The organism is Pseudomonas hamedanensis, from assembly GCF_014268595.2.
Taxonomy (GTDB): domain Bacteria; phylum Pseudomonadota; class Gammaproteobacteria; order Pseudomonadales; family Pseudomonadaceae; genus Aquipseudomonas; species Aquipseudomonas hamedanensis.
Genome location: NZ_CP077091.1, coordinates 4,124,132 through 4,148,892, shown reverse-complemented (window position 1 = coordinate 4,148,892; position 24,761 = coordinate 4,124,132). Strand labels below are relative to the sequence as shown.

The 24,761-nt window shown below is 61.8% G+C and carries 20 protein-coding genes; 6 read left to right on the top strand and 14 right to left on the bottom strand.

The genetic code is table 11. The features are described 5' to 3' along the window. The first annotated feature begins 2 nt into the window (after positions 1 to 2). Genes HU739_RS17945 through HU739_RS17935 form a run of 3 tightly spaced genes read left to right on the top strand, consistent with a single transcriptional unit; the run spans position 3 to position 2,770 of the window. Positions 3 to 878 carry a metal ABC transporter substrate-binding protein gene (locus HU739_RS17945; protein ID WP_186546172.1) on the top strand — a complete coding sequence of 292 codons (876 nt, stop codon included), beginning with the start codon at positions 3 to 5 and terminating at the stop codon, positions 876 to 878. Further along, positions 875 to 1,435 (top strand): gamma carbonic anhydrase family protein, encoded by a 561-nt coding sequence (locus HU739_RS17940; RefSeq protein WP_186546173.1) that lies wholly within the window; start codon positions 875 to 877, stop codon positions 1,433 to 1,435. The genes HU739_RS17945 and HU739_RS17940 overlap by 4 nt, the downstream gene beginning before the upstream one ends. Before the next feature lie 3 nt (positions 1,436 to 1,438). Next, entirely contained in the window at positions 1,439 to 2,770 is a 1,332-nt protein-coding gene (locus HU739_RS17935) for a dihydroorotase (RefSeq protein WP_186546174.1), read from the top strand. A 71-nt stretch (positions 2,771 to 2,841) separates the two neighbouring features. Here HU739_RS17935 and HU739_RS17930 read toward each other — a convergent pair whose 3' ends face one another. Continuing rightward, positions 2,842 to 3,360, bottom strand: coding sequence for a DUF3617 domain-containing protein (locus HU739_RS17930; protein ID WP_186546175.1), 519 nt, complete (start codon positions 3,358 to 3,360; stop codon positions 2,842 to 2,844). Positions 3,361 to 3,491: 131 nt separating this feature from the next. Here HU739_RS17930 and cls point away from each other — a divergent pair, with 131 nt between their 5' ends. Beyond that, positions 3,492 to 4,931 carry a cardiolipin synthase gene (cls, locus tag HU739_RS17925; RefSeq protein WP_186546176.1) on the top strand — a complete coding sequence of 480 codons (1,440 nt, stop codon included), beginning with the start codon at positions 3,492 to 3,494 and terminating at the stop codon, positions 4,929 to 4,931. A 29-nt stretch (positions 4,932 to 4,960) separates the two neighbouring features. Here cls and cfaB read toward each other — a convergent pair whose 3' ends face one another. From cfaB to hflK (HU739_RS17900), 5 genes are all read right to left on the bottom strand, one after another. Continuing rightward, entirely contained in the window at positions 4,961 to 6,148 is a 1,188-nt protein-coding gene (gene cfaB / locus HU739_RS17920) for a C17 cyclopropane fatty acid synthase CfaB (RefSeq protein ID WP_186546177.1), read from the bottom strand. A 177-nt stretch (positions 6,149 to 6,325) separates the two neighbouring features. Beyond that, the gene (locus HU739_RS17915) at positions 6,326 to 8,233 is read right to left on the bottom strand and encodes a heavy metal translocating P-type ATPase (protein ID WP_186546178.1); all 1,908 of its coding nucleotides are present in this window, start codon (positions 8,231 to 8,233) and stop codon (positions 6,326 to 6,328) included. Then, positions 8,230 to 9,279, bottom strand: coding sequence for a protease modulator HflK (gene hflK / locus HU739_RS17910; RefSeq protein WP_186546179.1), 1,050 nt, complete (start codon positions 9,277 to 9,279; stop codon positions 8,230 to 8,232). The genes HU739_RS17915 and hflK (HU739_RS17910) overlap by 4 nt, the downstream gene beginning before the upstream one ends. Beyond that, the gene (gene hflC, locus HU739_RS17905) at positions 9,276 to 10,316 is read right to left on the bottom strand and encodes a protease modulator HflC (RefSeq protein WP_186546180.1); all 1,041 of its coding nucleotides are present in this window, start codon (positions 10,314 to 10,316) and stop codon (positions 9,276 to 9,278) included. The genes hflK (HU739_RS17910) and hflC overlap by 4 nt, the downstream gene beginning before the upstream one ends. Next, entirely contained in the window at positions 10,313 to 12,271 is a 1,959-nt protein-coding gene (gene hflK / locus HU739_RS17900) for a protease modulator HflK (protein ID WP_186546181.1), read from the bottom strand. The genes hflC and hflK (HU739_RS17900) overlap by 4 nt, the downstream gene beginning before the upstream one ends. A 208-nt stretch (positions 12,272 to 12,479) precedes the next feature. Here hflK (HU739_RS17900) and lpdA point away from each other — a divergent pair, with 208 nt between their 5' ends. Further along, positions 12,480 to 13,880, top strand: coding sequence for a dihydrolipoyl dehydrogenase (gene lpdA, locus HU739_RS17895; RefSeq protein WP_186546182.1), 1,401 nt, complete (start codon positions 12,480 to 12,482; stop codon positions 13,878 to 13,880). Positions 13,881 to 13,982: 102 nt separating this feature from the next. Here the strand turns inward: lpdA and HU739_RS17890 are convergent, their stop codons facing one another. Beyond that, positions 13,983 to 14,456: an Lrp/AsnC family transcriptional regulator gene (locus HU739_RS17890; RefSeq protein WP_186546183.1), complete on the bottom strand. Its 474-nt coding sequence runs from the start codon at positions 14,454 to 14,456 to the stop codon at positions 13,983 to 13,985. A 143-nt stretch (positions 14,457 to 14,599) separates the two neighbouring features. On the opposite strand from HU739_RS17890, the gene HU739_RS17885 reads away from it, so the two are divergent. Beyond that, the gene (locus tag HU739_RS17885; RefSeq protein WP_186546184.1) at positions 14,600 to 15,229 is read left to right on the top strand and encodes a LysE family translocator; all 630 of its coding nucleotides are present in this window, start codon (positions 14,600 to 14,602) and stop codon (positions 15,227 to 15,229) included. Here the strand turns inward: HU739_RS17885 and HU739_RS17880 are convergent. From HU739_RS17880 to HU739_RS17850, 7 genes are read right to left on the bottom strand one after another with little or no spacing between them, the layout of a single operon-like run. After that, entirely contained in the window at positions 15,226 to 17,361 is a 2,136-nt protein-coding gene (locus tag HU739_RS17880) for a hypothetical protein (protein ID WP_186546185.1), read from the bottom strand. The genes HU739_RS17885 and HU739_RS17880 overlap by 4 nt on opposite strands. After that, positions 17,348 to 18,532 carry a DUF3142 domain-containing protein gene (locus HU739_RS17875; protein ID WP_186546186.1) on the bottom strand — a complete coding sequence of 395 codons (1,185 nt, stop codon included), beginning with the start codon at positions 18,530 to 18,532 and terminating at the stop codon, positions 17,348 to 17,350. Before HU739_RS17875 ends, HU739_RS17880 begins: the two co-directional genes overlap by 14 nt. 51 nt (positions 18,533 to 18,583) lie before the next feature. Continuing rightward, positions 18,584 to 19,411 carry a class I SAM-dependent methyltransferase gene (locus tag HU739_RS17870; RefSeq protein ID WP_186546187.1) on the bottom strand — a complete coding sequence of 276 codons (828 nt, stop codon included), beginning with the start codon at positions 19,409 to 19,411 and terminating at the stop codon, positions 18,584 to 18,586. Further along, complete coding sequence (locus tag HU739_RS17865; protein ID WP_186546188.1) at positions 19,405 to 20,559, bottom strand: acyltransferase family protein; 1,155 nt, start codon at positions 20,557 to 20,559, stop codon at positions 19,405 to 19,407. The genes HU739_RS17870 and HU739_RS17865 overlap by 7 nt, the downstream gene beginning before the upstream one ends. Further along, on the bottom strand, positions 20,556 to 21,431 hold the full coding sequence (locus HU739_RS17860) for a class I SAM-dependent methyltransferase (RefSeq protein WP_186546189.1): 876 nt from the start codon (positions 21,429 to 21,431) through the stop codon (positions 20,556 to 20,558). The genes HU739_RS17865 and HU739_RS17860 overlap by 4 nt, the downstream gene beginning before the upstream one ends. After that, the gene (locus HU739_RS17855) at positions 21,428 to 22,732 is read right to left on the bottom strand and encodes a glycosyltransferase (RefSeq protein ID WP_186546190.1); all 1,305 of its coding nucleotides are present in this window, start codon (positions 22,730 to 22,732) and stop codon (positions 21,428 to 21,430) included. Before HU739_RS17855 ends, HU739_RS17860 begins: the two co-directional genes overlap by 4 nt. Further along, a complete protein-coding gene (locus tag HU739_RS17850) occupies positions 22,726 to 24,342 on the bottom strand; it encodes a glycosyltransferase (protein ID WP_186546191.1) in 1,617 nt (538 codons plus the stop codon). Before HU739_RS17850 ends, HU739_RS17855 begins: the two co-directional genes overlap by 7 nt. Positions 24,343 to 24,761: the final 419 nt, after the last annotated feature.

Here is a 24,761-nt window from a genome sequence, read left to right as displayed (position 1 = left end):
CGATGCGCGTCTTGGTCGTGCTGTTCAGTCTGTTGCTGTCGATGTCATTGTCGGCGGCGGAAAAATTGCCGGTGGTCACCAGCTTCAGCATTCTCGCCGACATGGTTCATCAAGTTGGCGGTGATCATGTGCAGATCACCAGCATGGTCGGCCCGGACGCCGATGCCCACACTTACGAGCCGACCCCGGACGACGCCAAAGCCTTGCTCAAGGCACGCGTGATTATCAAAAACGGTCTCGGTTTCGAGCCTTGGCTGGATCGCCTCGTGGCCAGTACCGGCACCAAAACCACAGTCATCAGTGCCAGTCGCGGCGTGATTCCGCGCTCACTGGATGAAGATGGCGAAACCGTTCCCGACCCGCACGCCTGGCACAATCTGGCTAACGCCGAGTTGTACGTTGGCAACATCACCAAGGCGCTGATCGCTGCCGACCCGGCGAACAAGGCGGACTACGAGCGCAATAGCCAGACCTACCTCAAGCAGATCTACGCCTTGCTCGCTGAAGCAAAAACCAAACTCGGTGCGCTGCCAGCGGGCAACCGCAAGATCGTCACCAGCCATGACGCCTTCGGCTATCTCGGACAGGCCTACGGTATCGACTTCATGGCGCCACAGGGACTGTCCACCGAGCGCGAACCGTCGGCCGCCGAAGTAGCTGCACTGATTACCCAGATCCGTCAGGCCAAGGTCAAAGCGGTGTTCATGGAAAACATCAAGGACGCACGCCTGCTCAAGCAGATCGCCGATGAAAGCGGCGCGCACATCGGCGGCACGCTGTACTCCGACGCCCTGGCTGCCAGCGGGCCGGCGAGCACGTTCACCGGACTGTTCGAATACAACCTCAACACCCTTTACAACGCGTTGAGCCAACCATGATCCGCAAGAATCCTTCGGGCGATTTGCCAACCATCGCTGAGTCGGCCTACGTCGATAAAACCGCAATCATCTGCGGCAAAGTGGTGATTGGCGAAAACGTCTTCGTCGGTCCCTACGCGGTCATCCGCGCCGATGAAGTAGATGCGTCAGGCGAGATGGAGGCAATCACCATTGGCGCCAATTCGAACATCCAGGATGGCGTGGTGATCCACTCGAAATCCGGCGCGGCAGTGACCATCGGCGAGTTCAGTTCGATTGCCCATCGCTCGATCGTGCATGGTCCCTGCGTGGTCGGCGACCGGGTGTTCATCGGGTTCAACAGCGTGCTGTTCAACTGCGTCGTCGGCAACGGCTGCGTGGTGCGGCACAACTCGGTGGTCGACGGACGAGACTTGCCCGATGCGTTTTACGTACCGTCTACCACGCGCATCGGCCCGACCACCGACCTCACGCAATTCCCGCCGGTAAGCGTCAGCGCATCGGAGTTTTCCGAAGACGTGGCACGCACCAATGTCGATCTGGTACGTGGCTACAAAGCCTTGCAGAACGAGTTCTGAGCCATGAACAGCGTGCTGATTCGTAACGCAAGGCTGGTCAACGAAGGGCGCGAAGTAGAAGGCGATCTGTTGGTCAGCCATGGCCGCATCGTCAAAATCGCCCGCAGCATTGAAGGCGAACGGGCGACGCTGGAGATCGATGCAAACGGCCAATGGCTCGTCCCGGGCATGATCGACGATCAGGTGCATTTCCGTGAGCCCGGGGCGCCGGCCAAGGGCAGCCTTTACACCGAGTCGCGCGCAGCGGTGGCAGGCGGCATCACCAGTTTCATGGACATGCCCAACACCCAACCGGCGACGCTGACCCTCGAAGCGCTGGCAGACAAGAAGCACCGGGCGGCAACCACTTCGGTGGCCAATTACGGCTTTCACTTCGGTGTCAGTCACGACAATCTCGATACAGTGGCCGCGCTCAATCCCTGCGAAGTGGCCGGTGTGAAAGTGTTCATGGGGGCGTCGACCGGCAATCTGCTGGTGGACGACCCGGCGACGCTCGAGCGGCTGTTTGCCGAAGTGCCGACGATTCTGTTGGCCCACTGCGAACACACGCCGAGCATCGACGCCAATGCAGCCAACCTGCATGCGCAGTTCGGTGAACGTCTGCCGCCGGCAGCGCACGCACTGATCCGCAACGCCGAAAGCTGCTATCGGTCTTCAAGTCTGGCGGTGGAACTGGCCCGACGTCACGGCACCCGCTTGCATGTCCTGCACCTGACGACCGCGCGTGAACTGGCGCTGTTCGAAGATAAACCACTGGCGCACAAACGCATCACCGCGGAAGTCTGCCTGCACCATCTGCTGTTTGACGATCGCGACTATGCCGACCTCGGCAACCTGATCAAATGCAATCCGGCGATCAAGACCCAGGCTGACCGCGACGCCCTGCGTGCGGCGTTAAACAGCAATCGCCTGGACGTCATCGGCAGTGACCACGCACCGCATACCTGGGAAGAAAAACAACGGCCCTATGCCCAGGCGCCTGCCGGTCTGCCATTGGTGCAACACGCCTTGCCGGCGTTACTGGAGCTGGTCGAAGAGGGCGTGCTACCGATCACCACGCTGGTGGCGAAGACCAGCCATCGCGTGGCAGATCTGTTTGCGATTCCGGATCGTGGATACTTGCGCGAGGGCTACTGGGCAGATCTGGTGCTGATCGCTGCGCAGGCATTTGAAGTGAATCAGCAGCCGATTCTGTCGCAGTGCGGATGGACGCCATTTGCCGGGCGCAGCTTTCGGCACCGGGTGAGCCTGACCATGGTGTCGGGGCAAATCGCCTGGCATGAGGGTCGGATAAATGAGCAGTGTCGGGGGTTGGCGTTAAGGTTCATGCGCTGACTTGGCTGAGGTTTTCGCGAGCAAGCTCGCTTCCGCAAAAAACGGGAGAGCGAGCTGGCGGGCGACAGGGTTCAGGCGCGCGGTTTGACGGTGCCGCAGTCCTGACCCAGCCACACGGCGCGGGTTTCCAGGCTGCCTTTCTGGTTGATGCCGATGGCATTGAACGTGCCGTTGGCCACCGTGGTGAATTCTCGATCGCTGAGGAATGTCGCTACACCCGTCCCTTGGGCTTTCGGGCAACTGAAGCGGAATTTCCACTGGTTGCCGTTACGCTCGGTGATCTGCTGTTTGCAGCCCGATTGCGGGTCGGCCAAAGGGATATCGTTGGTCGCTACTTGCTCAGGTGTCAGGCAGGCACGGATCCCCTTGCCGCCGATATTGATGCCGTTCTTTTCCAGCGCAGCGCGCTGTTGCGGCGTGATCTGACCTTGAATCTGGCCAAGAATCGATTGCACATCCATCGCCTGGTCATCGACCTTCAGATTGCTCGAAGACATCTCCCACAGCCCTGGCTGCAGCATCTGCGCTTGCGCAACCACCGGCAATGCCAAACCCAGGCCCAGCGCCAAACCCAGCAGACGAACGTTCATCGAAAAACTCCTGATCAGTAGTGGCCGTTAGACGTCGGCCAATCGCTTCGGTTCATGCCCCAATTAAATAGCGACATTCGCGGTAGAACATGGTCTGTTAAGCATTGATTCTCGCGGAGCAAGGCTGCCCCATGGATTACTTCGGACCGCACCTTTTCGGTTATCTGATTGCCCTGCTACACACCCTCGGCCTTATCGCTGCCCTCCATGCGGTGCTCACCGTGCGCACTGCGCAAGGCTCGATCGCCTGGGCATTGTCGCTGATCTTCATTCCTTACCTCACGCTGATTCCTTACCTGGTGTTCGGCCGCAGTACTTTCGATGGCTATATCAAGGCGCGGCGCCAGGCCAACGAACAGATGCGCCTGGCGATTTCCGAGTTGAACTGGCGGCCGTGGGTGGAAGAAGCCCTCGCCGCTCGCGCATCGAATGCCTATGGTTCCTTGCGGGCCATGCCCAAGCTGGGCCGCATGCCCTGCCTGGCCAACAACGAAGTGCAATTGCTGATCAATGGCAACGCAACCTTCAACGCAATCTTCCAAGCGATCGAACATGCGAAGGAAGCGATTCTGATCCAGTTTTTCATCATTCACGACGACCGGCTCGGCCAGCGCTTGCAGGATTTGTTACTTAAAAAGGCCGCTGAAGGCGTGATCATTCATCTGCTCTACGATCGCATCGGCAGCCACGCCCTGCCCCACCGCTATGTGCAGGCCTTGCGCGATGCCGGCGTCGAGGTCAAAGCCTTCGCTACGCGCAGTGGCTGGCTCAATCGGTTCCAGGTCAACTTCCGCAACCACCGCAAAATTGTCGTGGTCGATGGCGTGCTCGGGTTTGTCGGCGGGCATAACGTTGGCGATGAATACATGGGTGAAAAGCCGCCGCTGGCACCGTGGCGCGATACCCATGTGCAGGTCCGTGGCCCGGTGGTCGCGTGCATGCAGGAGTCGTTTGCCGAGGACTGGTTCTGGGCCGCGCGGACCTTGCCGCCGTTGATCCTTCCGGACGCGTACCCCGAAGACGGCGTGCTCTGCCAACTGCTCGCCAGCGGTCCGGCGGACGCCTACGAAACCTGTTCACTGTTTTTCGTCGAAGCAATCCATGCGGCAACCGAACGGGTGTGGATCACCAGCCCTTATTTCATCCCCGATGAAGCCGTGTTCGCCGCGCTGCGCCTGGCGGTTTTACGCGGCGTGGACGTCCGTCTGTTGCTGCCGTCGCGGCCCGATCACCGCATCGTCTATGCAGCTTCCAGTCTGTATGCCTTCGAAGCGGTACGAGCCGGGGTGCGAGTGTTCCGCTATCAGCCCGGGTTTCTCCATCAGAAAGTGGTATTGATCGACCGCGAGATCAGCGCCATCGGCAGCGCCAACCTCGATAACCGTTCGTTCCGGCTGAATTTCGAAGTGATGTTGCTGACCGTCGACAGCGAGTTCGCCACGTCCGTGGAACAGATGCTGATCGATGACTTCGCCCAGGCCAGTGAAATTGCCAAAGAGGAAAGCCGGGAGATCCACCGCCTGCAACAGGTCGGCATGCGAATCGCCCGGCTGATTTCACCGATCCTCTGAACAGCCTCAGCGTCTCAACCAGCTGAGCATCAGGGGTGGTAGAGGTCGTCGCGCGTCCACGGCAATTCATGGCTACCGTCGGGATGCGCTTTCACCGCGAGAATCTGGTGCAGATTGATCCAGCCGCGTGCGAAAGCGTAAGCGCAACCGGCCAGGTAAAGGCGCCAGATACGCAGGGCTTGCTCTGGCACCAGTTTCGCGGCGGCTTCGAGGTTGTCCTCCAGCCGCTCACTCCAGTGGTCCAGCGTGCGCGCGTAATGCAGTCGCAGGCTCTCGACGTCGACGATTTCCAGCCCCGCTTCGCTGATCTCGGCGCTGATCATCGACAGGTGCGGCAGTTCGCCGTTGGGGAACACGTATTTCTCGATGAAATCCCCGGCGCCTCGCCCGACCGGGCGGCCATCGGTGTGCTTGGCCGTGATGCCGTGGTTCATCACCAGCCCGCCCTCTTTTACCGCGCCAAACAGGGCTTTGCAGTACTGCGCGAGATTGGCGTGGCCGACGTGCTCGAACATGCCCACGCTGACGACTTTGTCGAAGCGACCATCCTGGGGCAGATCGCGATAATCGAGCAATTGCAGTTCGATCTGGTCGTCCAGGCCCTCGGCCTTGACCCGTTCGCGGGCCAGTTCCAGTTGCGCCTGGCTCAAGGTGATACCGAACACCCTGGCGCCGAACTCGCGGGCAGCAAAGCGGGCCAGACCACCCCAGCCGCAACCGACATCCAGCAGGTATTCGCCCGGCTGCAAACGCAACTTGCGGCATAAATGACGGAATTTGGCTTGTTGCGCTTGCTCAAGCGTCTCGCTGCCGGTTTCGAAGTACGCGCAGGAATACGCCATGTCGCTGTCCAGCCAGAGCTGGTAGAACGCGTTCGACAGGTCGTAGTGGTAGGAAATGGCTTTGGCGTCGGTTTCCTTGTCGTGCAGTTTGCGCTCGGGATGACTGCCTTCGTTTTCATCGAGCAAGGCACTGCTCAATTCGTCACAGACCCGAATCACCTCGCTGATCGAACCCTCCAGTTCGAGTTTGCCTTCGACGAAGGCGGCCCCGAGGGCGTCCAGGCTTGGATGGGTAAACTGACTGACCATCTGTGGGTCCTTGACCACGATGGTAACGCTGGGCGTTGGCCCCAGATTGAACTCATGGCCGTCCCAGAGACGCAGGCGCAGCGGAAGCTGCAGATTCTGTAAGGCCGGTGGAAGTTGCGCGAGCATGGAAATCCCCCCTTGTTTCAGACGTCAGATCTGAGGGTAGCCCATTGCGGAAAAATAGCAGGCTATCGATATGATTAGCCGTATCTATCGCTACGGACGCTTCAGCCAGGCAGTCATTGGCAAACGCCCTCAGAATAAAGGACTGCCAACGTCAGGCGCAGTTCGATGAAATTCTTGTCATGTATCGGCCTCGAGCTTGAGCAGCGGCTCTTGAAAGCGTAACAAGCGACCAGCATTGCCCAACACCAGCAACGTGCTGAGGTTATGCAACAACGCGGCAATCATCGCCCCGGCGGCACCCAGCCAGCCGAACGCGGCGAACACCACGATGGCCAGCGTCCAGCCCAGCCCAATGATGACGTTGACCTGCAATGTCCGCCGGCATTGGCGGCTGAGCCGTACACAAGTACCCAGCCTGCGCAGATCGCTGCCGATCAGCACGATGTCCGCCGAGGCCAGCGCGATATCCGCGCCTCCCGCGCCCATCGCCACACCGACTACGCCGGCCTTCAAAGCCAGCGAATCGTTGATGCCATCGCCCACCACCATCGGGCGGAAGCCGCTGTCGATTTCCTTGAGCACCCGATTCAGTTTGTCCTCGGGCAAGGCCTGGGCTTCGATCTCGTGCAAGCCGACCTCCTCGGCCAGCGACTGCGCCACGCTCTGACGGTCACCGGTCAGCAGCAATTGGCGGCCGAGGCCCAGTTCGCGCAATTCGCCGAGGGCAGATCGCGCTTCCGGTTTGACCGTGTCGGCGAGCAACAGCCAGGCGAGAAATTCACCGTTCAACGCCAGGCCGGCAATCGGCCCGTCGTGGGCCGGGACAGGTGTGGTGACTACGCCCAGTTGCGCAAACAGCTCTGGCCGGCCTAGCGCGGCCTGGCCCTGCGCGGTCATGGCAACCACACCAAGGCCCTGCCGTTCGTGGATGTCGCTCAGTGGCAGCCCATCCTTTTGCTGGCCCAGTCCGGCGAGCGCCCGGCTCACCGGATGACTGCTTGCCGCGCCCAAACTGGCGGCCAGCGCCAGGAGCGTCGAGGTGTCCGCGTGCAGCGTGTTGATCGAGTGCAAACGCAAAGTGCCGAAGGTCAGAGTGCCGGTCTTGTCGACCACCAACGAGGTGAGGTCGGCCAACTCCTCGAGAAACGCCGAGCTGCGGATCAGAATCCCGTGCCGCGCAGCGACGGCAACCCCGGCAATCGCGGTGGCTGGCGCCGACAGGACCAACGCGCAGGGACACGCCGCCACCAGCACCGCGAGCATCGCTTGCGCGTCGTGGGTAATGAACCAGGTCACCGCCGCCAGCATCAGCACCAACACCATGTAGCTGCCGGCGTACCGTTCGAGCAAACGGGTGATTGGCGGTTTCGAGCGCTCGGCGTTTTGCATCAGTGCGATGACTTTGCCGAGCGTCGATTCATCCCCGGTGCGCGTGACTTCGATGCGCAGCAGCCCATCGAGGTTGATCGCGCCGCCAAACACCGACATGCCGACGCCCGCTTCCACCGGCACCGATTCACCGGTAATCGACGCGGTGTCGAGGCTCGCCTGGCCGGCCAGCACTCGCCCGTCCGCGGGCACCCGATCACCGGCACGCACCTCAACGGTGTCACCGGATCGGAGTGTGCCGTTGTCCACCTCGACGATCATGCCACCGGCCAGAACCTTGCGAGCGTGGCTGCGGGTCAATTGGCCGAGCGCATGAATGGCTTCCTGGGAGCCGATGACGCTACGCTCCTCCAGCACGTGGCCGAAAATCATGATGATCGGCAGCAACGCAGCGGTCAGCAGATCGCCGGTCGCCCACGCGCCCAACATCGCCAGGGCGATTAATTGATCGGTGATGCCGTGCAGACTCGGATACCGCAGGCTGTACCAGGCCGAACGCATCACCGGGACGGCCACCAACAACGAAGCGACGCCGAGCAGCAACTGACTGACGCCGGTCTGCTCCGGCAGCAGCCAGCGCCAGATCAGACCGAGGCCCAGCAGACCGAGCGCCAGCATCGCCAGGGTCAGTTGACGGGCGGCGCGGCGTTGCTCGGCCGAGGACAACAGACTCGGTGCAGCGGTGGATGCAGTCATTGGCTGGCTCCCTGAATGATCAGGCGGGAATCGTCTTTCGGGTCGACTGTGGTCACGGAACCGGCCTGACCAAGAGTTTTCGGCATGCGCTCACGGTAGAAACGCAGGAGCAATTGCGGATCCCGGGTATTGCCCAGGCTCAACACGGTGGCCGTGTCGGCGCTGGCCTTGGCCAAACGTTCGCCGGCTTGCGCGTGGGCCACTTGGCGGGTTCGATCGGCCTGTTCGTTGGCCATCTGGGTGACTTTTTCGGCGTCGGTGCGCGCATTGGCGACTGCCTTGTCAGCTTGCTGACTGGCCGTCAGAACCGCGTTGAACGCGCTGACGGCGGGATCCGGCAAGCTCGATTGCACATCGACCCGCGCCACTTCAATACCGATACCCTGCCCCGCTGCCTTCAGTTCGGCCAAGCGTTGGTTGATGCCGTGGACCAGATCGCCACGCAGGCGTTCGCGGCGCTCGGCGGCCTGATTGTCAGATCCGAGCAATTCCGGGCGAGCGACCAGAATGGTATCCAGGTCACGGGCAGCGGTGAGCGCCACCGCACTGCGCGTCACCAATCTGTCGAGTGCCGGCAGCACGTGATCGGCCTGCAGGACGAAATCATAGGGGTCGGTGACTTTGTAGAACACTCGCACATCCAGTTGCACCACACCGGCATCACCGGTCAACAGATAACCGGAGCCGGCCAGCGCATCGCTCAACGGTGTGGCAAAGGACGCGACTCGATCGGCCTTTAGCGCTTCATCGCTGCGCAGCAGATTCTCGACTCGGCGCTCAATCACCCGATCCGCTGCCGGCAGCAAAACCACCTGCTCGAACGGCTGTGGCCAAGCCAGCAACAGACCGGCATTTTGCACCCGGTCGAGGGCGCCGAAGTGCAAAACAACTGCGCGATATTGCGGATCAATCTGCCGGACGTTGGAGAATGCCCAAGCCAGCGCGGCCAGCACCGTCACCGCATACAGGGCTAAAAAAGCCAAACGTCCGGCCTGAATCCACGGACTGTTCGTTATGGGTGTTCCACGTGGAACTTCATCATTCATGGCTGCGACCCGGCTTTGCTGTCCAGTGTCGGCGGGCCGTCTACCAGTACGCGGAAAGGTGCGGCGTCAGTACGCAAAATCAATTTGGTGTCAGGGGTAACGATGGTGCCGAGGGTATCCAGCGAGCGCAGCAAGTTGTAGAGCTGCGGTGAGCTGGCGTAGGCGCGGCCGTAAATCTGCGCGGCTTCGACACGCGACTGCGCTTCGATCTCGGCGGCCTGCACCGTCGCGTCTGCTTGGACGATGCGTGCGTCGCGCTCGGCAGCAGAGCGAATCTGCGCCGCTTCGCGTTTGCCGATCGCGGTGCGCTCCGTGGCGATGGTTTCACGCTCGGCGCGCATCCGGTCGACCGTGGCCGTGAGCGTTACGGACGGCAATGTCAGCCGCTCAACGCCGACCTGCAACACACGCACGCCATAAGTGGCGAGCAACTGCTGATCAATCTGCTGGCGCAACTGCGCCTCGAAATCGCCGATGCGCACCTGACTGGCATCGGTGTTGACCAGACTGGCCAGATCAAAACTGCTGGCAGTGGTCTCCAGCGCAGAACCGATGAAGGTCCGAATCTGCCGCGCGGCTTCGTCCGGCTGATTCTGCACCGCACGCATAAAGCGCTGTACGTTGTCCGGATCGCCCTGCACCTGCCACGCCACGTAAGCCTGCACGATGATGCGCAAGCCGTCGCGCGTGCCGACATCCTGCAAGCCACTGGAGGTGGTCCGCAGGCGCAGGTCGACAGGAATTGCCGCTTCGAACGGTGCCGGCCAGCGCCCGCTCAGGCCCGGATCAAGCAGGACCCGCGCAGGATTGCCGAAACGGGTAATCACAGTCGCTTCACCGGAACGCACTTGCACCAGGCTTGCGGCCGCCAGCGCAAACGCGACCAACAGCGCCGCCCATGCCATGCGCCGCCAGGGAAACGGTCCCGCCGCTTCCTCCCCTGCACCGTGGTGATGATGCCCATGATGGTGGTGCCCGCCGTGGTGATGAGCGTGACCGCTGTGATCGTGATGGTCGTGAGTGGGCGACTGGCTCAAGGGGCGACTCCTGGTTGAACGGTGGTGCGCGCGGGCGTCGGATCAGCCGGCAGCGTAAACGTACGCAGGTCGATGGTCGGCGCATTGCTGCTGCCGCCCAGACGGTGGTCGAGCAGCAACAGTTTGGCCTTGCCCAGGCCCTGGCTGAGTTGCGCGAAGTATTGTTCCAGCACAAAAGCCTGACCGGCACTGGCGTAGGCTTTTTGCTCGGCGCTGAATTTAAGGTCAGCCGCTTGCGCGGTGGCCTGATTCTCGCGGGCGCTGGCGCTGGCTTTGTCGCGCGCAAGCGTGGCTTGCAACTGCGCCTGATTGCTGGCTTGCGCGGCGGCACCGCGTTCCCGGGCGATCAGCGCCTGCGCGCCAATCTGCGCCGCTTGCACGCCGTGGTAAGCATTCGCCGCGCCGGCGGGTGGATGAATGGCTTCGACGACCGTGGCGAGTATTTCCACCCCGCTGTCGAGTGTCTTCAGGTCGCTTTGCACCGCGCGACCGATTTCCTCGGCCAGACCGACCCGGTCCTGTCCGAGCAAACCGTCCAGCGTGCGCGAGGCAAAGTCGTGCACCAGAATTCGACTGGCGGTGCTGCGAATCAACGTCGGTACATCGGCGTGATTGTAGGTAGCGGCCAGGGCCGCTTGATCGTCCAGACCGATCCGGTAAACGAAGCGCACGTCCATGTTGACGATCTGGAAGCTCTGTTGCCCGCCCCGGCTGCTGGCAATCACCTGCGACTTATCGTTGACATGACTGGCGTCCCACAACCGGTTGGCCGCAAGCGGTGCCGGGCCTTCAGCGGGATCGAGTGAGGCCGGCGCAGGATTGGCGCCGACGCTGGTGGCCAGCTCATGCACCACGCCATTCTCAACGCTCAACACCCGCCCTAACGGCCAGGGCCAGCCGACGTGCAGGCCGGGGCCGAACACCTGCACCGGTTTGCCGAACCGCTCATAAATGCCCCGACCTTGCAGTGGAGTTTCATGAATGCCGGTCAGCAGCCAGGCCACCACAGCGACCAGCGCCAGCACGGGCAGCAACGCGCGGCGCATGTAGCTGAACGCCCAGATCTGCCGTAAATCGATGCCGAAACGGTTGTGCAGTTCATCCTGCAAGGCAAGCAACGGTTGTGGCGGCCAGCGCAGCAGATCGGCGACAAAACTGCGCGCCAGCAACGCCGGTTCAAGCTGTTCGCGGCGAGGCGTGAACAGCGACAGAACCGCGCGCAGCAGCAGCTCGATCGCGACCAGGCTTGGCAAGAGGCCGATCAACACGGCCAGGCGCACCGGCCATATCGCGCCCTCGCTGGCAAACAACAAGCACAGCCCGCCCAGCACCAAACTGATAATCGGCACCCGGACCAACCGGGCAAGCGCTGCCGCCTCAGGCCATTGCGCCGGGTGCTCCTGAGCCAGTTGCCGCTCCACGACCAACAGGCCGAACGCCAGCGACAACGCCAATGCCGCGCCGACAGAAGCAGACACACCCAACGCTGCGCTCGGCAACGTCAGATCCCAGACCTGTTCGATGCCGAGCAACACCAGCACCGCCCATCCACCCAGCCACAGCGTCGCCGGGCCGATTTGGTCGAGCGCCTGGGCACCGCGCTGACTCAGCCGGTCCAGCAGCCGCTCATACCAACCCTCAGGCGGCACGGGCTCATCCTGCGAAGGCGGCGCCTCCACGGGCGTAATCACCCGCGCGCGCCATTGCGTCACCCGCCAGGCCGATTGCAGCCCGGCGACCAGCAGCCATAGCGCCGCCCCCTGATTAACCAGCCACGGGATCCACAGCGATTGCGCTGCAAACAGCGCAACCAACAATGCCAGTGCCCATGAACCACCGGCCAGTGTGCCGAGACCGAAGGCCAGCCTGCGCAATCGTCGCCCCTGCATCGCCGCCTGCTGAAAGCGCGGCAATGCGCTGACTGACGTGCCATCAACCTGCAGATCGACTTGCATATCACCCCAAACTCTTTGGCTCGCCATTCATAGCGTTACGATATAACGAAAAACGTGAAATATTCGTACACAATCAGGTTTATTAAAAGGCTGGCACCTGTCGCTTGGCTGAAGCCTTGACCGAAAGCTCTCGAAAGCAACATATTACGTCCGTAATCTTGGCCAACCACGTGTAGCGATCCGCATCCCTCAATCAGGAGCAAGGCGCATGAGCAACTATGACGTAGTGATTCTCGGCGGTGGCCCCGGCGGCTATAACGCCGCTATCCGTGCAGGACAGCTTGGCCTCAAGGCCGCGTGTGTCGAAGGCCGTGCGACCTTGGGCGGCACCTGCCTGAACGTCGGTTGCATGCCATCCAAAGCCTTGCTGCATGCTTCTGAGCTGTACGACGCGGCAATGGGCGCGGAGTTTGCCAACCTCGGCATCGAGGTCAAACCGACGCTGAACCTTGCGCAAATGATGAAACAAAAAGACCAGAGCGTGACCGGTCTGACCAAAGGCATCGAATTCCTTTTTCGCAAAAACAAAGTCGACTGGATCAAGGGCTGGGGCCACATCGACGGACCGGGCAAGGTCACGGTCACCGATGATCAGGGCGGCAAAATCGGGCTGACCGCCAAAGACATCATCATCGCCACCGGCTCCGAACCCACTCCCCTGCCGGGCGTCGAGATCGACAACCAACGTATTCTGGACTCCACCGGCGCGTTGTCCCTGAGCGAGGTGCCGAAACATCTGGTGGTGATTGGCGCCGGGGTCATCGGCCTCGAACTGGGCTCAGTATGGCGTCGTCTGGGCGCGCAGGTGACAGTGATCGAATACCTTGACCGGATCTGCCCCGGCGTCGACGGCGAAGCCGGAAAAACCTTGCAGCGCGAGTTGAGCAAACAGGGCATCGCGTTCAAGTTGAGTGCGAAGGTTACCGGCGCGACGACGTCAGCCACTGGCGTACAGCTCAGTGTTGAGCCAGCAGCAGGCGGTAGCGCTGAGTTGCTCGAAGCCGACTACGTGCTGGTGGCCATCGGTCGGCGTCCTTACACCCAAGGGCTGGGCCTGGAAAACGTCGGACTGAGCACCGACAAGCGCGGCATGCTCGCCAACCAACAACACCGCACCGAAGCCCCGGGCGTCTGGGTCATCGGCGACGTGACCTCCGGGCCGATGCTCGCGCACAAGGCCGAAGACGAGGCGATGGCCTGCGTCGAGCAGATTCACGGCAAGGCCGGCGAGGTCAATTACACGCTGATCCCCAACGTGATCTACACCAAACCGGAACTGGCCAGCGTCGGCAAGACCGAAGAACAGCTCAAGGCCGAAGGACGCGCCTACAAGGTCGGCAAGTTTCCGTTCACTGCCAACAGCCGGGCAAAAATCAACCATGAGACCGAGGGCTTTGCCAAAGTCCTGGCTGACGAGCGCACTGACGAAGTGCTCGGCGTGCACCTGGTCGGCCCGAGTGTCAGTGAAATGATTGGCGAGTTTTGTGTGGCGATGGAGTTTAGTGCATCGGCCGAAGACATCGCCCTGACGTGCCATCCACATCCGACCCGCTCCGAGGCGTTGCGCCAGGCGGCGATGAATGTCGAGGGGATGGCGACGCAGATGTAGGTTTCGCCAATTTTATTGGCTGAACCGGCGCTTTCGCGAGCAGGCTCGCTCCCACATTCGAGCGTATTCCTTCAGGAGAAATGCGCTCGAATGCGCCCCGGTTCACAGCGGCAGATGCCCCAACGGCAACGGCCCCGGCGCCTTCACCGTGTGAATCGCAAAGTTACTGCGAATGTCGCTCACCCCCGGCAGTTTCAGCAGACAGCCGCTGAGAAACCGGTCATAAGCGCGCAGATCCGGCACCACCACTTGCAAGAGAAAATCCGATTCACCGGATACCAGAAACGCGGAAATCACTTCCGGCAGTGCCGTCACCGCTGCATAAAACGCCTCCGCCTGTTGATCGTTGTGGCGCTCGACCTTGACCCCAACAAATACCGTCAGGCCCAGCCCGACTTCGTCGCGATCGAGATTGGCCTGATAACCACGAATCACCCCGGCCTCTTCCAGTATCCGCACCCGACGCAGGCACGGCGAAGCGGACAAACCGATTTCGTCGGCCAGCTCGATGTTGCTCAGACGACCGTTGCGTTGCAGGGCCGCGAGAATCTTGCGGTCGAAGGCATCAAGTTTCATGTTTGGCAGATTCCGATAGTTGCTGCACGTAGAGCGGCAGACTATGCCAATCCAACGTGGATTTGAAGCTGACTACGCAAGCACCTGCCCCACCCTTCAGCCCTAGACTTGGCGGACCGAATCGACAACGAAAGGGCTGCGACATGGCGAATCTCTGGCTGTTTTTCCTGGCATTGGCCGTGGTCTTTCTATTGCCCGGCCCGGACATGATCCTGCTGCTGCAAACCGGTGCGCGCCAGGGACGCGGCGCGGCGTTGGCCACCGCGGTCGGCCTTGCTGTCGCCCGAGCTTGTCATGTGGCGCTGGCAGCGCTGGGCATGGCGGCACTGTTCAAAGCGGCGCCATGGACATTCGAGGTGGTGCGCTTGGCGGGGGCGGCGTATCTGCTCTGGCTCGGCATCCAGTGCCTGCGCAGCACATTGCTGCCGAGCCTTAATACTGACAAGGCTGGCGATACCCACGGCCAATGGCGCGAAGCGATCCGTCGGGGATTGCTGACCAACCTGCTCAACCCCAAGGCACTGTTGTTCTGCTCGGTGCTGCTGCCGCAATTCATCGTCAATGACGGCGCCTCCGTGCTCAGCCAATTTGCCGGGCTCGGTCTGCTGCTGGTCGGCGTCGGCCTGCTGTTCGACAGTGCCTACGCCCTCGCCGGCGCCGCGCTGGGCCGTTGGTTGCAACACAATCCAACGGCGCAACGCGTCCAACAATGGCTGTTCGGCAGCCTGCTGATCGGTTTCGCCGTGCGCCTGGCCTTCGTCCAGCAGGCTTAGTCCCGGCGGGCCTTGCGTTGGCGACGGGTAATCAGCAGTAACGCGGCGGCCGTGACCAGTACAATCGCCCCAACCTGCACTGGCCACTTGTAAGGGCGCAACGTGGCGCGCACGGCATCGGTGACCTGGGTGACGTAACGTTTATCGGCGTTTTCAAAATCCGGGTACGGGCACTGGTTGCCAAAATCCACCGCCCACGGTACGAACGGACCTTCTTTCACATAACGCTGATACAGCGCGCTCTGATCTTCCAGGCTGCTGTTCCAGCCGGCCGCATTACACAGCACAGCGGCAAACGCCTGGCTGGTGTGCGGCAAGTTATCAGCAGCGCGTGCCGCCAGCGCAGTGGCGACGAAACGGTAGTGGTAGCGCTGATCCGGTTTCGCTGCACTGGCGACCTGACGCTGTACTTCGGCCTCGCTCACCAGCGGACCGACTTGCAGCTCGGCGCTCTCCAGCGCGTAGTTGCCGCCGAATGTGGCGTAGTCGGGCGCCATCTCGTAACCGAGAATATCCATGCCCCATTCACGTGCCGTCCAGGCGGCGTTGTACAACGCACTGGCGCGTTTGGTCGGCCACCACGCGGCGTCAGCCTTCAGCCGTTGTTCACCGTAGATCTGCGCTTTTTTTTGCAGGTCGCGATTGTCGAAATAAGCCACAGCTTCCGCGTAGCGGCCCTCGCGCAGCAATCGCCGGCCGAGCAAGTTGCGCAGGCTGGCAGCGACCGGTAGCGGCACGTAGTTGTCGCGTTCTTGCTGGGTCAATGCTGGCGGTGCGGGAACGTTTTCGTCGACGTACTGCTTGAGCTCGGCAACCGTCAGCACCCGTTCGGCGACGGTTGCGGCATCGAACCAATAAACGCTGTTGCTGCGGTACAACTGCACGAAAGCTTGCAGGTATTCGCCGCGCTGCAACGCGAGAATCGCGCTTTCGCCCTCGACCCGGCACTTGGGCTGCACGGTTTCAAACGCCCAGTCCGGCGTACGCCGGTAGCCCCAGTCTTCGTTCTGCGGGAAGGCCTGCGCGGCTTTGGCATAGGCGGCAGCTGCCGCGTTCCTGTCGCCGTCACGCACCGCCAGTTTGGCCCGCAGCCACCAGGCCAGCCCGCCGTCGCCGGCGTTTTCCAGAAAGGCCTTGGCACCGGCGTAGTCGCCTTGTTGATAACTCATCGCGGCCAGCCGATCGGCGTTTTCGAGGCTGCCACGGGTGCTGTCCTGCAGTAGCTTCACCAGTTTTTTCTGGTTCGGTGGCTCATCGCCAAACGACCAGCCCTGGCGGCTGACCAGCGACGCGGTGACCAGTTGCTGCACTGCTTTGTGCTCCAGCAACCGTGCCAGCTGCGCTTCGGGCAACTCGGCCAGTTCGTTCATCACCTGTTTGAGCGAGGTATAGCCGACGGCGGAACCGTGCAGGTTCTGCGCTTCATACAATTGGATGGCGCCGCTCCAGTCGCCAGCGGTGCGCAACACCCGCGCCTCCTCGCCCAGGCTGGCGACACCCAGTTCGAGCGGATCGCTGAAGCCGTCGATGCTCAACTGGCGGGTCTGGCGAAAGGCATCCCGCGCCTGCTCCAGCGCCTCGATGCGGTTCTGCGCCGCACTGCTCGTGGCGAAGGCGAGACGCCCCAAAGAATAGGCCGCCCAGGTGCTGCGCAATGGACGCTGGTCCGCCGGCAATGCCAAGACCTTGTTGAAGTAGTCGGCTGCCATTTGATGATCGCCGGTGGCAAAGGCCACCGCACCGGCCACGTACAAACGAATTTCCGCGGGCAGACTGGCGCCCTGCTCTTCAACCTGACGGGCATCGCTCAACCCGCGCAAGCGTTTGACCACGCCTTGTTGCTCGGCGCTCAGGCCCACCTGCTCAGCCTGTTCGCGGGCCATTTCAGAAGCATTGTCTTCGGCGTAATCGTTGGGGTTATGGGTCGCTGCCGTGACGTTTTTCAGGCCGGCGATGGTTTTGCCAAGGCGACTGACTTCGAAGCTGAAGCTGCCCTCCGGCAGATCGGCCAGCGTCTGCGCGCGATTGTCGAGCAGCCGCATCGGGAAGTCCGGCCCACAGGCCAGCGCCGAACCCAGCGGCAGGCTGAGGCTCAGACAGAGCAGATGGCGAGGCCAGTTACGGGTCAACATGCGAACCTCCTTGATCAATGATTGCGCAACGCGCCCAACCGATGGCGCGCTGCCCGCCCGCCGGCAAGCGGCCGTCGTGCAAGCGGGTGAAGGTAAGCAGATCCGGACGCTGTTGCAACGAGTAACCGGCAAGCGCATCGGCGCTCTCACAGCCTCGGCCCGTTAAGGTGATGCGCGCTGGCCAGGCGCTGTCGAGATTGCCCGGGTTGTCGAGCTGAATATCGTAAAGGCCGTCCTGTGCGCTGACTGTCACGCCGAGACGGCTGCCCAACGCATCCCCCCGGGCGACGGCGCGCAGCGTGGTCAGGCTCCAGGCACGACGATCGTTGGCCAAGGGCAGGCGAAACCAGATCAGCCCGGCCAGGTGTGGTGGCGGATCGTCGCGCAGGGTTTTGCCCAATTGGCTCAGTTGCAGCGGATCGGCAAGCAATTCCCGACGCTGCCCGCCCCGCTCAACCTGCACTTCGCTCTCTATCTGTGGCGCACCGCCGTCATCCGGCAATAGCGCCACGCCGTAAGCCGGCAGCGCCAGATAAAAAGGCTTGTCCGTGCTGCGCGCCCAGGCCTTTGCCCATTTCAACGCTTGCTTGGCATCGAACAAACCACGGCGCGGATCGCTGACCGCGTGGACTTGCAGCACGCTGCTGTCGACGGTTTGCAGCAACGCCGGCAGTTGCGCGCTGTTGAGCCAGGCTGGCAGCGCGGTGATGCTCAACGGCAGGGAGGTCGGCAATGCCGAGCGCAGATGGCTGAGGAATTCGGCATACGCCGGCAACCGCGCAGTGCCCGCGTCGTGGTCGATCTCGACACCGCTCGGCACCAGCCCTTGCGCCTGCCAGTCGCTCAGCACCTGCAGAATCTGCGCGGTGACTTGATCCCGATCCAGCGACTTGAGCTGTCCGTCGAGACGAATCACCGCGATCAAGGGACGGCCATCGGCTTTCAATAAGCGCGCGTCGATCCGCGCCCGGCTCACTCCCGTATTGGGGAAGGCCTGCAGCGCCAGCACACGTAGGGTCGAGAAGTCCGCGCGGCTGTCACGCAACGCCTGTTCATGGGCCGGCGTCCATTGGCGTTGCCAGATGTAGAGTTGTTGATCGAGAGCGGGCGCGTCCTGCTGCCGGCAAGCAGAAAGCACCATCAACGCAAACAGACCGACGATAAAGCGCATACCTTGCAGATCCCTGACACTACGAGGCTGCAAGGTTACACAAATTCACGCTCAGGGCTTGCGGGCAATAATCACCTGGCTTTTCGCGACCACCGCATCCAGCGCCTGTTTGATCTGCGCGCCGCGCGGTGAATCGAGCACGGCCTGCCAGGTCTCGGCCCAGTGATTGAGCAGCGGATGATCCGGGTCGCTGAAATCGACCTTGGCTTCCCAGAACAGCAGCATCCACATCGACCAGTAAAAACCGTACTGGCTGTGGCTGATGATCTCCAATCCCGCCTCACTGACCAGCGCCTTGAACTGCGCCTCGCTGAGGATGCGAATGTGGTTGGGCTTCTGAAAATACTCGGGCGCGGCGAGGTCTTTTTGCAGGTCCTCGGAACTCGGGTGCGGCACGCTCAGCAGGTACAGCGCGCCAGGTTTGCCGACACGGACCAACTCGGCAAGAAACTGCGCAGGATCGTCGACGTGTTCAATCACTTCCGTGGATACAACGCGCGACGCGGTGGCGTCGGCAATCGGCAACGGATTGCAGTCGGTGACGTGACACTCGACGTCACGCGCGGGGGTATCGCTCAAGCGCTGGCGGGTCGCTTCGACCTTGGCGGCATCGATGTCGGCAATGATGATCTTCGCCCCGCGCATGCCGCAGAAATGCACGTTGCCGCCGTCGCCGCAGCCGACATCCAGCAGGGTGTCATCGGCAGACACCACAAAGCCTTTGAACAGCTCGTTGGTCTCCTGGTTGAACCAGCCGCTGAGCTTGGCATCGTACAGCCCGAGCATGTACGGATCGACCTTGCCGGCGGGCGGTTCCGCGGGCGCAGTCGGGGCCGGCGCTGGCGTCGCCGCTGTGAGTTTCTTCAATAGGCTCAGCATGGGGTGGCTCCAGAGGTTGGGACGACGGATCGGGACGTGCCGAGGCGACGCACAAGTGCAGCACCGCGGTTGCGCATGGGCATTTCGACCAGGCGGTAATTGAGCTCGCTGAGCAGCACGATCAGACAGAAAGCGATCAGCACCGTCAGCACAGGGTGGCCAGCGGGACTGGGCAGACCGGCGCTCTGCAGGCGGAAGATCAGTTCACGTACCAGTTGATAGGCGGGTATGTGAATCAGGTAGATGCCGTAGGAGCGGCTGCCGATCCAGCCCAGCAGCCGCTGCACGGCGCCAGCGGGCATCAGGTAATCGCGGTTATACGAGGCAATCCACACCAGTATCGCGCTCAGCACGGCGATTGAACCGATGCGATACCAGGCGAGCGTGAAGCGGTCAGTGGCCATGAAGCTCAGCAGCGCGCCGATCATGATCAACGCCGAAATCCCGAGCCAAGGCCGCGCGAGAAACGCCGGCCGCCACCGTTGATAACCCGGCTGCGCACTCCACATCGCCAACAGCACACCGAGGGCCAGCGCATCGGTGCGCACCACCATCAGCAACGGCGTGCGCACGCTGAAAATCTGTACCACGATCAGCGCCAGCAATGCCCAGACCAGATGCTTGCGACAGAACAGGATCAGCAGCGGAAACAGCAGATAGAACTGCTCCTCCAGTGACAGGCTCCAGTAGACGAAACTGCTGCCGTACTCGTAGCGAAAGAAGCTGTCGGCAAAACGGAAGTTGGCGTATTGCAGCACCCCGGCCAGCGTCGCCTGCAGGTTGGCGGGCAACGTGCCGAACGCCCCCGAGCGATTGACGAACACGCACGCCAACAACATCAGCGCCAGCCATAACCAGGCAGACGGCAACAAGCGGAAAGCCCGACGCAGCCAGAAGTTGCGCGTCTGTTGCCAGCGTTCCTGGCTGCTTGTGCAACCTCGCAGCGCCGGAATCAGGCTACGGGCAATGACAAAACCGGAGATCGCAAAAAACAGGTCAACGCCCCACCACGGTTGCGCCCAGGCATGAATTTTTTCCAGCGTCGGCACGACATCGGTAAACAGGCTTCCCTGCAAGTGATGGAACAACACGCCCAGCACGGCAATGGCGCGCAGCACTTCGATGTCCATGATGCGCTTGCCGTTCATGGCGCCTCCCTCGCAGCCATTGGCTTGCGCGCAATGATCACCTGGCTCTTGGGCATGAAGCGGTCGAGCGTCTGCTTGATCGCCAGTCCGTCCGGCTGCGCGAGCAGGTCCTGCCAGGTCCTCGCCCAGCTTTCCATCAACGGCATGAACGGCGCCTGAATACGGTCACGCACCGCTCCGCCCGGATCACGCCCGGCGGCCCGTTCGCCGGCCCAGAAAAAAATCATGCCCATCACCCAGAAAAATCCGCTGGCCTGACGGTGCTCGATTACCAGCCCGGCCTCCTCTACCAGCGCAGCGAAGCGCTCGGGGGTGAAAATCTGTACGTGATTGGGCGACCGATAGTAGCTGTCGGGAGCGATGCCTTTTTGCAGGTGCTCGCCCAGCGGTGCCGGCACGCTGAGCAGATACTGCGCACCGGGGCGCCCCATGCGCACCAGTTCAGCCATGAACGGCTCAGGCTGCTCAATGTGCTCCAGCACTTCCATGCACACCACTTTACTGGCGCAGCCGCCAGCCAGCGGCAGCGGCAGGCTGTTGCTGACCAGTCCCAGACTGGCGTTGTCGCTTTGCGCGTCGACCTGCCGCGCAAGGTCGCGCACCTTGGCATGTTCGCTGTCGGTAAAAATCACCGAAGCGCCCTGACGCACGGCAAACAGCGTCGCCACGCCTTCGCCGCAACCGACATCGAGCAACGTGTCGTCAGCCGTTATTGCAAAGCCCTTGAGCAACTCGCCGCTGTCGTTCAGGAACCAGCCGTCGAGCACTGCGTCATGCAGACCGACATCCCGTGGCGACACTTTGGCCGACGGTGCCGGCACCGCTTGCACGGCACGCGCCGACCGCCATCGGCCGAGCAAACGGCGGATCATGCGAGCGTGACTTGCGCAGGCAACGATCCGACGGTGCGCAGGGGCTGGGCGAAAAATGCGCGCAGTCGCTGCTCGGTACTGGCCTGGCTGCAGAAGCGCTGCAAACTACCAATCGCCGCGGCGGACATTGCGGCGTAACGCGGCTCATCAGCTTTTGCCACGTCATAGCTGGTGCGGTACGCCAGGCACAACGAATCCCAATCGGTGATGTAGCGCAGCGTGCGATAGGCCGCGCGCGGGTCGTGCGGCCAGGCGGTGAGCTCTTCGGTGAAGTCGACGATAAAGGCGTTATCGCTGCTCACATAATCGGCCATCGCCGTGTTCAACGGCGCAATCGCCGGTTTGCCGCAGGACATGAACTCCATCAGCGGCAGGCACTGTCCTTCTCCGTAGGAACTGTTGACCACATAGCTGGTGGCCTGCACCAGCGCTTCGTAATCGACATCGGCCAGATAGCCGTGGATCAGCACGATCCGGCACTGGTACGACTGGTTCTTGTACAGGTGATGCAGCATGTCGGTCAGCGCATCGGCGATGTCATGGTGGGTCAGCTTGAGCACCAGCGTCGCATCGCTGATGTCGCGAAACGCCGTGCAGAACGCGCTGATCATGTCCTGCCAGTTCTTGCGACCGTCGTAAGGGTTGAACACCGAGGTGTAGACCACCCCTTCAAGCTGCAACTGGCAATCCGCGGCCGGTGCGGACAAGTCTAACGGCGATCCGTCACGCAATCCCGGAGGACCGTAGGGACGCAAATCCGTGCGCCGGCTGTCGATCAGCAATCCACGCAAATTCAGCGTGACCGGGTCAATCACCGGACGCTTGGCCAAGGACGCGCCACGCGCGGCAAAGCGGTCCCATACCGGTGCCGGGATCGCGCAGATCGGATAGTCCGGCCCCATCACGTCACGCACCGCATTCACCGTGAACGTTGAATGGGTAATCGCCCGGCCACAGGCCTGAAGCACCGTACGCCAGTCGTGACGCGGCTCGCCTTGCCAGCTTTCAGTGGGGATCGTGCTGAATTCCCAGGCGAACACCGGAATGGTCGGGCAAGCGTAATGAACGGGCGTGCGGTGCGGCGGCGAGAACGACAGAAAGACGCAGTCTTCGCCCCGGCTCAAACAGTCGAAATACAAACGATCCACCAACTCGTCAGGGTGGCTGACTTCCAGTACCTGGCCGATGCGTTCCAGAACGGGACGAAACTCCTTGAGCACGAAGTAATAGCTGTACTCAGGCCGACCGAGGTTCTGCTGGATGTTGCTCTTGTTGGTTTCCGAATGAATGATGATCAGCATGACGCCGCTCCGGTCGCAAGTGCCATGGCGCTGCTTTCGCTAGTAGCCTTCAGACCAAAAAACGCCTCTACGCGCTGCTGCACCGGGGCGAAACCGCAATATTCATGCATGCGTTCATTGGCGGCAGCGGCCATCGCTAGGTAGGCCTCTGGATGGTTCTTGGCCATGGCGTAGCTGTCCTCATAAGCGGCTTTCAAGGAGCCCCAGTCGGGGCGATGACGCAGGGTCCGATAGAGGATGCGTGCGTCTTCCGGCCAGATGGCCGGCTCGCGGCCGGACTTGACGATGAACGCCACGCGTTCGTCGATGTAATCGCCCATCGCCGTGTGATTCGGCGCAATCACCGGGCGTGCACATGACATGAACTCCATCAGCGGCAGACACAGTCCCTCGCAGCGTGACGCATTGACGTAGAAACTGGCAGCGCCATACAGCCGGGCGAATTCCTCGTCTTCCAGATAGCCATGCATGACCACCACGCGACAGGCGAATGGCGAGAGCTGCGAGAGCAAGGTAATGAGGTGAACGTAATAGCTCGACAGGTCGTTCTGGGTGATTTTCAGCACCAGAGTCGCGTCGTCGGCATCGCGCATGGCCCAGCAGAACGCGGTGATCAAGTGATGCCAGTTCTTGCGTCCGTCCTCGGGGTTGAACACGCTGACATACACCACGCCGCTGACGTCGATCTGCACGTGTTGACGAGTATCGGGCAGCAAGGCTTGCGGATGCTCAGGCTGCGCCGGCACTTCAGCCACCGCAGGAGCGGGCGGCGCTGGCTCAAGCAGCTCAGGGCGTTCCTCGCGGATGGCACTTGGCAGCAGATCACTGACCGCTTCGCGATACCACTGCCGCAGGTTGTGCTTGAGCAAAAACAGCGGTGTGTGCTCGGAGGGCCTCGCGAGGGCCTTATAGCCTTCGTACAAATAATGCCGGGTGATGAAAGCCCGCCGTCGCAGGGTCAGTTCGGGCGGCGGTTCCGGAGTCGGCTCCGGCACTGGCTCGATCGCCTCTGGCTCGGGGATTTGCTGCTCATCGAGTATCGGTGCGATCAAGCCATCCGCCGACAGTCCCAGCGCGTGGCTGTCGATGATGCAGCCCTTGATCTGCAATGTGCTGCCGGGGTTTACCGGGACACTGGGATAGTCGCGCCGTACCTCGGCGAAGCGTTCCCACAGCGGTGTCGGCAATACCAGTACCGGGAAATCTTCACCGAGGCTGCGACGGATGGCCTGTGCCGTGTGGGTCGACAGAGTAATCACCCGGCCATGGCGCGCCAGTGTCTGGCGCCAGTCGTGGCGAGGATCGTCATCGCTGACCTCGGACGGAATCGAGTCATACTCCCAGGCGATCACGCAGACCATCGGGCAGTGCAGGTCGATCGGGGTCTTGTGCGGCGGCGCAAACGAAAGAAAGAGGCTGTCCTGACCGGCCTGTTGCAGTTGCCGATACAGCGGATCGACCTCGGCCGCCGAGGACACGACGTGCACTTGTCCAAGGCTTTCCAGCACCGGGCGGTAGGCCTTGAGCACGAAGTAATAACTGTATTCGGGACGCCCGAGACTTTGGCTGATGGTGCGGTCGTTGACGTCCGAGTAAAGAATGAAATTCATGGCATCCCACGATGAAGCAGCCGTCCCGGCAACCTCATGCTATGACGACCGGGCGCTGGAGCAAGCCGGCAGCGCCGTTGCTTGTCCATCATCCTCAGTTACGTCTTCGTTCTTGTTTTAGTGGTCAGTTTCACCCTGTTGCGCTGCGCCCGCGGTGGACCGGGGAAGCGGCGACGAGGGCCATTCTAAACACATCCATCAACGATCCGGGAACCGCCCGACAAGAATAAATCGGACTACGCTGACGAGAACTGACCGGTCACGGTTTGCCCTGTTGAAATTGCCGCGCAATTGGCACAGATTGGCAACCAAACAACTACAACAACGACTTCGCCTGTTTTCCTGTCGGACCTTTCTATCGGTCAGACAGACGTTTCCCACAAAGCCTGTGGGAAACTGGCGCAAGTCAAAGACCAAGG